We start from the raw sequence: 12,158 nt of genomic DNA on the forward strand, positions 1-12,158 counted from the left end.
CGTTTCGGTCCCTACACCCTGGTGCGCCGCATCGGCGCCGGAGGGATGGGGGAGGTCTTCCTCGCGCGCGAGGAGGGCCCTCGGCGCGCCTGTGTGGTGAAGAAGGTCCTGCCGCAGTTGATGGAGAGCCCCCAGTTCGTGGGGCGCTTCCGCGACGAGGCCCGGGTGGTGGTGCGGCTGACGCACCCGAACATCGCCCGGGTGTACGCGATGGGCGAGGTGGAGGGGCAGCTCTACCTGTCGATGGAGTACGTGCGCGGCAAGACGCTCAGCCGCCTGTCGTATCGGCTGCGGCAGCTGGCGCGGATGATGCCCTTGGGCATCGTGCTGCACCTGGGCGAGCGGCTGTGTGAGGGATTGGCGTACGCGCACGACGCGACGGACGAGGAAGGGCATCCGTTGCACCTGGTGCACCGGGACTTGTCTCCGGCGAACGTGTGCATCAGCTACGCGGGCGAGGTGAAGATCATCGACTTCGGCGCGGCGCAGTCCACGCTGAAGGAGCAGCAGACGGCGCCCCGGGTGGTGATTGGGAACCTGACGTACATGTCGCCGGAGCAGGCGCGCAAGCGCTTCGTGGACCGGCGCGCGGACGTGTACGCGGTGGGCGTGTTGCTGTGGGAGCTGTTCGCGTGGAAGCCGCTGTCGCAGCGGGGAGACCCGGTGGAGCGGTGGCGGCGCGCGGCGTATCCGCAGTGGGAGCCGGCGGGGAAGCATCGGGAGGGGCTGCCGTCGAGCATCGAGGCGTTCCTGGCGAAGGCGCTGACGTCGGAGCCGGCGCAGCGCTTCCCGGACGCGGCGGCGATGGGCGCGGAGCTGGCGCGCTTGAAGGCGAAGCTTGCGCCCGGGGTGGGGGACGCGGAGCTGGGGAAGTTGTTGGCGCTGGTCTTCCCGCGGGAGAAGAAGGCGGAGGAGACGCTGCTCGAGGAGCTGCTGCGCGAGGAGGCGAAGCGCACGAACACCGAGCCGCAGCTCGTGGCCACGCTGGCGCCGCCGACGGCGCTCGCGTTCGAGCACAACGCCATCTACACGCCGGATGACTTCGTCCCGTCCGAGCGCGTCCAGGTGGGCCCCGCGCCGACGGCCGAGGACGAGACGATTCGTGAGCGGGGTGGGGGCGCGAGGCCCGGCGGCGACGAGACGATTCGTGAGCGGGATGGGCGCACGGGTCTCGGCGAGGACGAGCCGACGCACGCGATGGGCAGGCCCGGGCGCGGAGACGAAGCCCCGACGCTTCGGAGCGGGCGCACGGGGCAGGTCAGCGGTTCAGCCGCGGGCCCCGGCGATGACGAGCCGACGCATGCGATGGGCAGGCCCGGGCGCGCGGATGAGCTGCCCACGCTTCGGGGCGGACGAACGGGCGCGGGTGATATCGGGCCGTCGCGTGTCGGCGGTTCAGCCGCGGGCCTCGGCGATGATGAGGCGACGCACGCGAGTGGTCGGCCTGGGCTCCAAGATGACGTCCGTCTGCCTCGTGGTGGCAGTGCGGCGTCTGGCGATGATGAGCCGACGCGCGCGAGCGGCAGGCCGGGACGCGGAGATGAAGTCCCCACGCTACGTGGAGGCGCTGCGGCGCCTGGTGATGATGAGCCGACACGCGCGAGCGGCAGGCCGAGGCTCGGCCATGAAGTCCCCACGCTTCGCGGTGGGAGCGCTGGCTCAGAGAGAGATGCGCCGACGCACGCGGCGAGAAAGCCCGGGCTCGGAGATGACGTCTCCACGCTTCGTGGTGGGGGCGCTGCCTCGACTGACGATGAGCCGACGCACGCGGCGAGAAAGCCCGGGCTCGGAGATGACCTCCCCACGCTTCGTGGTGGGAGCGCGACCCCAAGTGATGCGGAGCTGATGCATGCGCGCGGGAGCCCACGGCTCGGAGACGAAGTCCCGACGCTTCGTGGTGGGAGCGCGGGGCCGGGCGATGATGAGCCGACGCATGCGGTTGGCGGACCCGGTCGCGGAGTCGACGAGCCGACTCCCACGCAGGGTGCTCGAGGTCCTGGCGACGATGAACCGACGCGAACGGAGGTCGACGGACGCCGCTTGGGTCACCCGGGGGCGGACACCGAGGCCGCTCGTGGTATGGGGCCGCAGGGCGCGATGCGAAGCCCGGTCATCCCCACGTCGAGCCGTCCGGAGCCGGCGCACGAAGAGGGCTGGCGACTCGCCGACGAGGACGAGCCCACCGCTGTCGCCGTGCCTCCGCGTGTGGTGGCGGCCGACCCCTCCATCACGCTCCCGCTCGATATCGAGGCCATCGAGTCGCGGACCGCGCAATACGGCGTCGACACCGGAGCGCCGCGAGCCGCGCCTAAAACCAATATCGAAGCCACCGAGGCGCTCGAGGCCGCGAAGGTCCTGGTGGCCATCGAGAAGCAGGTCCACGCCGCGCGGGCCAGCGCCCCCAGGTCCGAGGACACCGTGACTCCCGCCATGCCGAGCCCCCACCCCAGGCGCGCGCCCCGGGAGACACAGGTGGGCTTCGGCATCGACATCTCCCAGACGGTGGCCACCCAGGCCATCGAGGCCCGTCGGTTGGAGCTGGTCCGCGCCATCACCGGAGAGGACGAGGCGCCCGTGGTCGAACCCGAGCGCCCATCCGGGCGCTGGCTCCAGGCGCCTCGACTCGGGCTCGCCCTGGCGCTGTTCGTTGGCGCGGCCCTGGTAGGCCTGTTCGTGGTCTGGCTGACGGTGTGGCGGTAGGTCCCGCTCAGTCCGTCACCGCCATCCGGTAGCTGAAGCCCAGGCTCACCGTGGCCGTGGAGATCCAATTGCTGGTGAACCCGTCTCCGAACTCGTCGTCATTGTCATCGGACACGCCGCGCGCGCCGCCGCCCAGGTAGCGCAGGTTGAGGAAGGCCTCCAGCTGCGGCGTCACCCGAATCCCACCGCGCACCGACGCATCCAGCAGCGCGCCCGTGGTGTCGGAGTTGTCATCCCCGTTGATGAGGGCCGTGGGCGCATAGCTCCCATCCGCCTCCAATCCCAGCCACCACCGCTCGCTCAGCGCCCACTTCCCGCGCACCTTGAGCAATGGCACCGGCCCCACGTCGCGAGTCGCCCGCCGCAGCGTCCCATCCGCCGACGTGAAGACGAAGTTCGCGTTGCGCAGCTGCAATGAGACACCCACGGCCAGCTCGTCCTCGGAGACCCCGAGCAGGTCGAACAGGTAGCTGGCCCGATAGAAGGGGAAGCTGTAGCGCACGTTCAGCGGAGTCCCCTCGGGGAAGGTGAGCGCGTCGATGCGCACGTCGCGGCGCAGCACCACGTCCGTGTCGAACAACAGCGGCTGCACCAGGAACCCCACCGTGTGTCGCTTGCCGAGCGTCAGCTCCGCCGACAGGCGCACGAAGGTGTAGAGGTTGTCCTGTCCGCCATCCTCCGTGTAGCGGAACAGCGTCCCATCCCGCCCCTGGCGCAGGCTGTGCGAGAGCACGTCGAGGAAGCCCAGCTCACCCACGAACCGCAGGGACGTGCGCGGCTCCGCACGCGCGGGGATGCTCCCGCAGCACAGCAACACGACCAGGACGCCGACAGGACGGAGCATGGACCTTCCTTCTCGAGGAATCACGGGACGGCGAGCAGTGGACGCGAGGACGCGGGTGCCTCCAGCGGCAGGTAGAGCCGGAAGCACGTGCCGGTTCCCGGCTGCGAGTCCAGGGTGAGGTGACCCTGGTGCGACTCGATGATGCGCTTCACCACGGCGAGCCCCAGCCCCGTGCCCTTGGCCTTGGTGGTGAAGAAGGGCTCGAAGATGCGCGCGCGCACCTCGGCGGTGATTCCCGGGCCGGTGTCGCTGAACTCCACCATCACCTCGGGCGAGCCGGCCGCCCTGCGCACCGCTGCTCGCAGGCGTCCACCCTGGGGCATGGCCTGCATGGCGTTGATGGCCAGGTTGAGGAAGGCCTGTCGCATCATCCGCTCGTCCACCGTCACCGGCGGCACGTCCTCCTCCAAATCCAGCTCCACCCGCACGGCGCCAGGAGACTCCGCGAGCGCCCCGCGCACCGCGTCCTCCACCAGCGGCGCCAGGGGCACCGGATGTGGATGGGGCGCGGGCGGCCGCGCGAAGGTGAGCAGGTCCGCGACGATGCGGTTGAGCCGGTCGGCCTCCTCCGCGACGATGTCCACCAGCGGCTCGGCGGGGCTGTCCGGCCCGAGGATGCGCCGGATGGAGGCCACCGAGTTGAAGATGGCGCCCAGCGGGTTGCGCACCTCGTGGGCCACCACCGCGGACAGCTCGCCCAGGGCCGCCAATCGCTCACGGCGCACGAGCTGCTCCTGCGTCCGGGCCAGCTCCACGTAGCTGTCCTTCAGGTCCTCCACCAGCCGGGCGCCCTCGAGCGCCAGCGCGAGCTGGTTGGCGATGGCGCTCGCGCGCTCCACCTCCGCGGGCGTGAAGCGCCGGGTGCGCCGGGTCTCCGACGCGACCATCACCCCCACGGGCCGCTCGCGCACCACTAGCGGCAGTATCAGGAAGGATTGCGCGGAGGCGCTCTCGCGCAAGTCCTGGTCCACCCGGACGTCGGTGATGGCCTCCTCCACCATGAGCAGCTCGCGCGTCAGATAGGCCAGCCCCGTCGCGGAGCTGTCCGGCGCGCGCGCGGGCAGACACCGCCCGAGCAGCTCCGGGTGGCTGCCGCTCACCGCGCGTACCTCCAGCCACTCACCCGAGGGGTCCGGCATCAGCACGTATGCATCCGGTGTGTCGATGATGCGCGCCAGGCTGGTGACGCCCGTGGCGAGCAGCTTGTCGAGCTCCAGCGTGGTGGCCAGCGCGCGCGCCACCTCGTGCAGCAGCGCCATGTCCTCCGCGCGCCCGCGCAGCTCCTGCAACAGGCGATGCGTCTCGATGGCCGCGGCGAAGTGCGTGCCCATGGCCTGGAGCGTCTCCAGCTCCAGCGGCGTGAGCGTCCTCGGCTCCCGGAACAGGACGCTCAGCGTGCCCACGCCGCGCGAGCGCACGCGCAGCGCGATGATGACCACGGTGTGGAAGCCGCGCTGCTGCAAATCCTCACGCAGCCCGTCCGGGCACTCGCGTGTCTCCAGCACCCGGGGCGCGCCCTCCTGCTGCGCCTGCGTGCACAGCCCGCCCGCGAGCCACAGCCGCGCGAAGCGCTCCGTGTCCGCCTCCTCCAGGTCCATCCCGCGCGCGTACGTCACCTCCATCCCGTGGTCCTGCGGCAGCAGGATGGTCACCGCGTCACAGGCGACCAGCCCGACAATCTCCTCCGTGCCCGGGCCGAAGAACGCGCGAGGGTGGGGCGCCGACGCCGCCTCCGACGCCAGTCGGTTGAGCGCCGCCAGCGCGTTGTTCTGCGCGGACAGTCGGGAGATGGTGAGCGCCGCGTCGAGCGCCGCGGACACCTGCGCGCCAAACAGCCGCACCGGCGCGAGCTCCTCCTCGCGCAGCCAGTCCCCCGCCAGGGCCAGCATCGCCCGGGGACGTCCCTCCACGTCGATGCGCACCGCGACGGTGTGGGACGTGCTCGCCCGCGACAGGACGCCGCGAGCCTCCTCCGCCAGCGCGCCCTCCAGGAAGTGGCCGACCTCCACCGACAAGTCCTCGGAGTACGCCGAGCCCTCCTTCCATGCCCGGGCCAGCATCGTCGGCCAGCGCCCCACCACGTCCCGCACCCACCTGCCGCTCAGCTGCCGCGCGTCCGGCGGAACCAACGGGATGGGGACATAGGTCTGTCCCAGCCGGACGCCCTCGCCCTCGGGAGACAGCCACGCGAAGGCGAACCCCAGCTCCTCCAGCCCGGAGAACATCCGCCGCAGCACCTCGCCCTCGGTGCGCAGCGAGGGGAGCCCCGCGCCCAGCTCCGCCAGTCGTTGCAGCACGCCCCTGCGCTGACTGCGGGACGTGACGTCGCGGACCAGCGCCACCCAGTCCGGGCCGCTCGGGATGAGGGTCATCTCCACCTGTCGTTCTCCGGTGGCCGTGCGCAGCGCGGCCTCATAGGTGCTGGGGACCGATTCGCCGCGGAGCCTGCGGGACTGGCGCTCGGTGACCTCCATCACGCTCGACTCCGTCAGGAGGAGCGTCGCCGGGCGGCCCACCAGCGTCTCGCGCGGGTGCCCCACCAACATGCCCAGCGCGTCATTCACATACACGAAGCAGCGCTCGCGGATGACGCAAACGCCCACGGACATCTCGTCGAAGGAGCCATAGGGGGCCCCGCCCCGGAGGGATGGATTCACGGCACCCACGACTCTTCCACCGCGTGCAAGCGTCGAGAAGTGCACCCGCCCGCGCTTCGATGACCAGACCACAGACGCGGCCAACGACTCGCGGTTTCCCCTTACATCCAACGTCTGTCAGGACATATCCAGCCGCCTGGACCGTCCTTGGATGGATGCAAGGGAATGCGGGCGGGCCGCCCTCCCGCAGCCACACCCGCAAGTCATTGAGGTCGAGGCCCGCCCGTGCTCCCAACGGGCAGGCTCCCGGGAACGTCCGGCGTCCGGCTCAGGCCGACGCGCCCGGCACCGCCTCGGCGGCGCGGTGGTGGACCTTCTCGTACAGGCCGATGAGCTCCGCCTGCCCCAGGATGTGCCCCTCCATGGCCTTGAGCAGGTCCCGGCGGGTGGGCCGCCCCAGGTTCGGCAGCACCAGGTCCAGCGCGTACAGCTTGAAGTAGTAGCGGTGCCGGCCCACGGGCGGCATGGGGCCGCCGTAGGCCTGGTGGCCGAAGTCGTTCAGGCCCACGCGAATCCCCGGCGGCATCGTGTCCAGCTGGGCGCCCTCGGGCAGCTCCCGGGCGCCAGGGGGGATGTTGTAGAGCACCTGGTGGCAGAAGACGCGCTGGGGCCGTTGGGGGTCCGGCGCGTCCGGGTCCTCGACGATGAGCGCCAGGCTCTTGGTCCCCGCGGGCGGGTTCTCCCAGCGCAGGGGTGGGGCGATGTCCTCTCCCTCGCCGGTGAAGGCGATGGGGATGAGGTCCCCGTCGTTGAAGCGGGGGGACGACAGCACGAGGGGCTTGGGCATGGAGTCCTCCTGAAGTGGGCCAGGAGCAAGCTGGCGATGCGCCCACCCCGGCGCGGAGGGGCGACACCCCAGCCGCTGGAGCGCCGGGCACCAGGGGGACGAAGCGGCCGGGCCCTCGGTGTACCCCGGGGAGTCCTGCCTGCCCGCGCTGGAGGTGATAGCTGCGCTTGCGGCTCCCTCAACCCCCGCTGGGGGTGGCCCCTCCAGTGAGCTTGTACCGGTTGCACCTGTCGCGCATTCGGTGTTAAGCGGCGCCCGCGTGTGAAGGGGTTGGATCGGGTGGCATGGAAATCCGAGGGTTTCCCAGGGTTTGGGGAGGCGTCCGAATGGCGGCGAAGGAACCCCGGGAGCAGTCGGATGGGAGCGAGCTGGGGACCACGGCTCGCCAGATGAGGGCGGCGCAGCCCTACATCAACGCGGTGTGGAAGCTGGTGGGCGGGGCGGTGGTGGGGGTGCTGGGAGGCTACTGGCTGGACCGGAAGCTGGGGTCGGGGCCGTGGTTGCTGGTGGGGTTGAGCTTCCTGGGTATCTGCGTGGGCTTCTACGGATTCCTCCGGGAGATGGCCCGACTGGGGAAGCGCAAGTGACGGGGCAGGACGGCGAGGAGAAGGACCCGTTCAAGTCCCACGCGGGGCTGGCGGCCGGGGTGATGGTGGTGGGCGTGGCGGTGGGTGGGCTGCTCCCGACGGTGGTGGAGGACCGGGTGTCGGCGTTGTGGGGTGTGGGGCTGGCGTCGGTGACGGGCGTGGTGGCGCTGCTGCTCAAGCGGCGGGCGATGAAGCAGGACCTCAAGGCGGCGTTGAAGGTGGTCGGGGTGGTGTTCGGCCTGAGGATGGTGGCGGTGGTGGCGGGGCTCTTGGGGATGGTGTCGCGAGGAATGCAGCCGGTGCCGTTCATCGCCGGCTTCTTCGGGGTCTACTTCGCGCTGCAATGGATTGAAGTCAGCTACGTGATGGCCGCGTCGAAAAGCGCGGCGGGCGGAGACGAGTGATGCGCAAGGCAATGGTGCTGTTCGCCAGTCTGTTCGTGGCCACCGCGTGGGCCGCCGGGTCGGAAGGCCACGGCGAGGGGCACGAGCCGAGTGTGCCGGAGTACATCCTCCACCACGTCTCGGACACGAACGACTTCGAGCTCGAGGTCCCGCTCAGCAAGCCCATCCACCTGGGCGCGATTCCGCCCATCCGCATCGGCAGCTGCGAGCCGGTGATGACGGACCACGGGCTGGTGGCCCCCTCCGGTTGGGACGGGCTGGCCAAGGGCTGCCTGGACCTGTCCATCACCAAGCACACGGTGATGATGTGGCTGGCGGCGCTGCTGCTCTTGGGCTCCATGCTGGTGTGGAGCAACCGCGACAAGACCAAGCTGGTGCCGCGCGGCGCGGGCGCCAACCTCATCGAGATGCTGGTCCTCTTCGTCCGGGACGAGATGGCCATCAAGAACATCGGTAAGGAGGACGGCCCGCGCTACGTGCCTTATCTCCTGACCGCGTTCTTCTTCATCCTCTTCATGAACCTGCTGGGCCTGGTGCCCTGGATGGCGACGGCGACGGGCAACCTGGCCGTCACGGCGGGCCTGGCCATCTGCACGTTCCTGGTGACGCAGGCGGCGGGCATCCGCGCGGCGGGCCTGGGCGGCTACCTGAAGCACCTGACGGGCGGCGTGCACTGGCTCTTGTGGCCCATCATGATTCCGGTCGAAATCCTGGGCCTGTTCACCAAGCCCTTCGCCCTCACGATGCGTCTGTTCGCCAACATGCTGGCGGGCCACATCGTCCTCTTCTTCCTCATCGGCCTCATCTTCATCCTGGGCCACCCCGCGGTCGCGGTGGTGAGCGTGCCGTTCGCGTTCGCCATCTACCTGCTGGAGCTGTTCGTGGCCTTCGTGCAGGCCTACGTGTTCACGCTGCTGTCGGCGCTGTTCATCGGCATGGCGGTGGCGACGGGCCACCACCACGACGAGCACGGCCACGCGGACGACCACGGCCACGGGCACTCGGAGCTGGGCCCCAGCCACGACCACGGCAAGGCGCACGCCTGAGACACGTTAGCGGGGCGCCGGCAGTCGGGCGCTCCGGTCGGAGACCTGGCGATTCGAAAGGTCGCCAGAGGTAGTCCTGAAGGGCATCACGACCCCCCCACAAGCGGGTCCTTCGCTACGAAAAGAGAAGCACCGCCATGACCAACCTCGCTCTTGCCTTCCTCGCCGCCGGCCTCGGTGCCGGTCTCTCCATCATCGGCGCCGCCCTCGGCATCGGTAAGCTCGCCGCCGCCGCCATGGACGCGACGGGCCGTCAGCCCGCCGCCGGTGGCGACATCCGCACCACGATGATCATCGCCGCGGCCCTCATCGAAGGCGCCACGCTGTTCGCGCTGGTCGTTTGCGTGCTTCTGGCCACCAAGGCTTAAGGCCGCTTCGCAGGAAGCCTGGAACGCGCCGGCGCTCGCGACTTCGCGGGGGCCGGTGCTTCCCGGTGGTAGAACCCTCGAGATTTTCGCCGTCTGACTGACTCCCTCACGCCGGACACGCCGCCATGTTCCTGCCCTCCGTCCTCGCCGCCAGCAACCTCGTGAGCGTCCAGCCGGGCCTCATCTTCTGGACCCTCGTCACCTTCGTCATCGTCTTCTTCGTCCTGAAGTCGAAGGCGTGGGGCCCCATCCTGCAGCTGGTCGAGGAGCGTGAGAAGCAGATCTCCGCCGCCGTGGAGAGCGCCAAGCGTGAGCGCGCCGAGGCGGAGAAGCTCTTGGCCGACCAGAAGACGGCCATCGCCGAGGCCCGCCGTCAGGCCGCCGAGGAGACGCGCCGCAACCAGCAGGAGATGGAGAAGTTCCGCGAGGAGCTGATGGCCAAGAGCCGCAAGGAGGCGGAGGAGCTGAAGCTGTCCGCGCGTCGGGAGATCGACGAGCAGAAGACCAAGGCCATCGCCGAGGTGCGCTCCATGGCCGTGGACCTGGCGATGGAAGTGGCCGGCAAGCTCATCAACGAGCGCATGGACGACAGCAAGCACCGCGCGCTGGCCGAGCAGTTCGTGCAGGGCCTCCCCCTGAGCGGCACCGGCAACGCCGGCGTTCGCCGGTCGGCCTAGTTCGGGGAAGCGCGCCCACAGGCGCGCTTGTTCCAGGGAAACACCATGGCGCTATCCATCGGCATCGTCGGGCTGCCCAACGTGGGCAAGTCCACCCTGTTCAACGCGTTGTCGGCCGCGGGTGCGCAGGCGGCTAACTACCCGTTCTGCACCATCGAGCCCAACGTGGGCGTGGTGCCGGTGCCGGATGAGCGCCTGGACAAGCTTTCCGAGCTCATCAAGCCGCTGAAGAAGATCCCCACGTCGCTGGAGTTCGTGGACATCGCGGGCCTGGTGCGCGGCGCCTCCAAGGGCGAGGGCCTGGGCAACCAGTTCCTGGGCAACATCCGGCAGGTGGACGCGGTGCTGCACGTGCTGCGCTGCTTCGAGGACGACAACGTCACCCACGTCGAGGGCGGGGTGAATCCGGTGAGGGACCGGGACGTGGTCGACACGGAGCTGTGCCTGAAGGACCTGGAGACGGTGGACAAGCGCCGCGAGCGCACCCAGAAGAACACGAAGATGGGTGGCAAGGCGGGCGAGGAGGCCAAGGCGGAGATGGCGCTCCTGGACCGCGTGAAGGCGGGGCTGGATAACGGCGTCACGGTTCGCGCGCAGAAGCTGACGGAGGAGGAGAAGGCGGTCATCCACGACCTGTTCCTCCTGACGGACAAGCCGGTGCTGTACGTGGCGAACATCGGGGAAGGGGAGATTGGGAAGGAGGACGCCAACAAGCACGTCGCGGCGGTGAAGGAGATGGCCGCGAAGGAGGGCTTCGAGGTGGTGGTGTTGGCGGCGGCGCTGGAGTCGGAGATTCAGCAGTTGCCCGAGGCCGAGCGTCCGGGCTTCCTGGAGAGCGCGGGGCTGAAGGAGCCGGGTCTGCACAAGGTGGTGCGGGCGGGCTACAAGCTTCTGGGCCTGTGGACGTACTTCACGGTGGGCGAGCAGGAGTGCCGCGCGTGGACCATCCACCAGGGCTACAAGGCGCCGCAGGCGGCGGGCGTCATCCACTCGGACTTCGAGCGCGGCTTCATCAAGGCCGAGGTGATGCGCTGGGAGGACCTGGTGAAGCTGGGCAGTGAGTCCGCGGTGAAGGAGAAGGGGCTCCTGCGGATGGAGGGCAAGGAGTACGTCGTGCAGGACGGTGACTGCATGCACTTCCGCTTCAACGTGTGACGGTGGCGGCCCTGTGGGGCCGCGAGCCGGATGTACCGCGCGGGCGCGTTCTGGAGGGCCTTGGGGCCGTCTGGGAGCGCCCGCGAGGCGTTTGTGGGGTCAGAGGGTGATGCGGGGGCCGCGCACGGCGGTGAAGACCCAGAGGCCCAGGCCGACGAGGGCGATGAGGGTGGTGAAGATGGCGGCGCGCCGGGCCTGGGGGGCGGTGTCCGTCTGGCGGGAGGCGTAGAGCCACATGCCGCCCACGCGGAGGACGAAGAAGAGGGTGATGAGGATGCCGCCGACCACGGGCCAGCCCGAGGGGCGGGACAGGAGCACGCCCCAGGAGGCGAGGAAGGCGATGTTGCCCAAGAGGGCGGCGACGGCGAAGCGCGGGTAGGTGCGTCGAGGGTCCACGGGGACAGTGTCTACCGTGGAGGCCTTCCGGCCAACCCGGGAGTGAGTGGGTTGGCCGGAAGGTGACATCGCTATGGGCAGACCCGCAAACTCAATCTCCGAACTATTACACTCTAGTGAAGATGAGCCTGCAGTCTTTCAATGGTGTTGCACTGAAGTGGTAAGCAGGAACTCAGGACGGCCTCTCTCTCGACAAGGCTTCAAGACCTCCACATCAGCTCCCTTCCATGAATGCAAATCGGACCTGTACTTGAAGTTGTATAGTCCGTGAGTGCGGATTGAAGTTAGTCTACTCGACTGGCTATCGGACCACATACGTTTCTGTATGGCCCTCCTGTGGCTAAGTGAATCGCCCCGTAGGTGCAATTGCTTGTGTCGCAGTAGCAGACATGCGCAGTCGGACAATCTCTGTCCGAGTCACAGTGGAGGTATGCTGCCTCGTCGCCAAACCCGATTGTGTGGCAGGAGTTGCTGGAAAGCCCAGTCGAGCATCGCACGAACTCCATTCTTGGTCTGGAAGTGCAAGTTGCCAAGGAA

General features: G+C 69.4%; 11 protein-coding genes. 7 read left to right on the plus strand and 4 right to left on the minus strand.

Annotation, left to right across the window (positions count from 1 at the left end; genetic code table 11):
• Positions 1–45: 45 nt before the first annotated feature.
• Positions 46–2,700 carry a serine/threonine-protein kinase gene (locus AC6JA9_RS02395; RefSeq protein ID WP_497959022.1) on the plus strand — a complete coding sequence of 885 codons (2,655 nt, stop codon included), beginning with the start codon at positions 46–48 and terminating at the stop codon, positions 2,698–2,700.
• 7 nt (positions 2,701–2,707) lie between these two features.
• On the opposite strand, the gene AC6JA9_RS02400 is transcribed toward AC6JA9_RS02395, so the two are convergent.
• From AC6JA9_RS02400 to AC6JA9_RS02410, 3 genes are all read right to left on the minus strand, one after another.
• Positions 2,708–3,544, minus strand: a complete 837-nt coding sequence (locus AC6JA9_RS02400; RefSeq protein WP_426733882.1) for a hypothetical protein — start codon at positions 3,542–3,544, stop codon at positions 2,708–2,710.
• A 20-nt stretch (positions 3,545–3,564) separates the two neighbouring features.
• The gene (locus AC6JA9_RS02405; RefSeq protein ID WP_324289132.1) at positions 3,565–6,201 is read right to left on the minus strand and encodes an ATP-binding protein; all 2,637 of its coding nucleotides are present in this window, start codon (positions 6,199–6,201) and stop codon (positions 3,565–3,567) included.
• 268 nt (positions 6,202–6,469) lie between these two features.
• Positions 6,470–6,988 carry a YbhB/YbcL family Raf kinase inhibitor-like protein gene (locus tag AC6JA9_RS02410; protein ID WP_223749731.1) on the minus strand — a complete coding sequence of 173 codons (519 nt, stop codon included), beginning with the start codon at positions 6,986–6,988 and terminating at the stop codon, positions 6,470–6,472.
• Positions 6,989–7,314: 326 nt separating this feature from the next.
• On the opposite strand from AC6JA9_RS02410, the gene AC6JA9_RS02415 reads away from it, so the two are divergent.
• From AC6JA9_RS02415 to ychF, 6 genes are all read left to right on the plus strand, one after another.
• A complete protein-coding gene (locus tag AC6JA9_RS02415; protein WP_223749732.1) occupies positions 7,315–7,575 on the plus strand; it encodes an AtpZ/AtpI family protein in 261 nt (86 codons plus the stop codon).
• Positions 7,572–7,979 carry a hypothetical protein gene (locus tag AC6JA9_RS02420; RefSeq protein WP_046710601.1) on the plus strand — a complete coding sequence of 136 codons (408 nt, stop codon included), beginning with the start codon at positions 7,572–7,574 and terminating at the stop codon, positions 7,977–7,979. The genes AC6JA9_RS02415 and AC6JA9_RS02420 overlap by 4 nt, the downstream gene beginning before the upstream one ends.
• Positions 7,979–9,025: a F0F1 ATP synthase subunit A gene (atpB, locus tag AC6JA9_RS02425; RefSeq protein ID WP_463749164.1), complete on the plus strand. Its 1,047-nt coding sequence runs from the start codon at positions 7,979–7,981 to the stop codon at positions 9,023–9,025. Before AC6JA9_RS02420 ends, atpB begins: the two co-directional genes overlap by 1 nt.
• A gap of 137 nt (positions 9,026–9,162) precedes the next feature.
• Positions 9,163–9,393 carry an ATP synthase F0 subunit C gene (locus tag AC6JA9_RS02430; protein WP_141324688.1) on the plus strand — a complete coding sequence of 77 codons (231 nt, stop codon included), beginning with the start codon at positions 9,163–9,165 and terminating at the stop codon, positions 9,391–9,393.
• Positions 9,394–9,518: 125 nt separating this feature from the next.
• Entirely contained in the window at positions 9,519–10,070 is a 552-nt protein-coding gene (gene atpF, locus AC6JA9_RS02435; RefSeq protein ID WP_046710604.1) for a F0F1 ATP synthase subunit B, read from the plus strand.
• Positions 10,071–10,115: 45 nt separating this feature from the next.
• Positions 10,116–11,225 (plus strand): redox-regulated ATPase YchF, encoded by a 1,110-nt coding sequence (ychF, locus tag AC6JA9_RS02440; protein WP_141324687.1) that lies wholly within the window; start codon positions 10,116–10,118, stop codon positions 11,223–11,225.
• Between the two features lie 99 nt (positions 11,226–11,324).
• On the opposite strand, the gene AC6JA9_RS02445 is transcribed toward ychF, so the two are convergent.
• Positions 11,325–11,621: a hypothetical protein gene (locus AC6JA9_RS02445; RefSeq protein WP_046710605.1), complete on the minus strand. Its 297-nt coding sequence runs from the start codon at positions 11,619–11,621 to the stop codon at positions 11,325–11,327.
• Positions 11,622–12,158: the final 537 nt, after the last annotated feature.

The sequence above is a fragment of the Myxococcus sp. MH1 genome (assembly GCF_059738865.1).

Bases quoted from the DNA above. Each gene is read 5' to 3' on its own strand.
- AC6JA9_RS02395 (WP_497959022.1), top strand. From the start codon at position 46: ATGGGGGAGGTCTTCCTCGCGCGCGAGGAGGGCCCTCGGCGCGCCTGT.
- AC6JA9_RS02400 (WP_426733882.1), bottom strand. From the start codon at position 3,544: ATGCTCCGTCCTGTCGGCGTCCTGGTCGTGTTGCTGTGCTGCGGGAGC.
- AC6JA9_RS02410 (WP_223749731.1), bottom strand. From the start codon at position 6,988: ATGCCCAAGCCCCTCGTGCTGTCGTCCCCCCGCTTCAACGACGGGGAC.
- AC6JA9_RS02415 (WP_223749732.1), top strand. From the start codon at position 7,315: ATGGCGGCGAAGGAACCCCGGGAGCAGTCGGATGGGAGCGAGCTGGGG.
- atpB (WP_463749164.1), top strand. From the start codon at position 7,979: ATGCGCAAGGCAATGGTGCTGTTCGCCAGTCTGTTCGTGGCCACCGCG.
- AC6JA9_RS02430 (WP_141324688.1), top strand. From the start codon at position 9,163: ATGACCAACCTCGCTCTTGCCTTCCTCGCCGCCGGCCTCGGTGCCGGT.
- atpF (WP_046710604.1), top strand. From the start codon at position 9,519: ATGTTCCTGCCCTCCGTCCTCGCCGCCAGCAACCTCGTGAGCGTCCAG.
- ychF (WP_141324687.1), top strand. From the start codon at position 10,116: ATGGCGCTATCCATCGGCATCGTCGGGCTGCCCAACGTGGGCAAGTCC.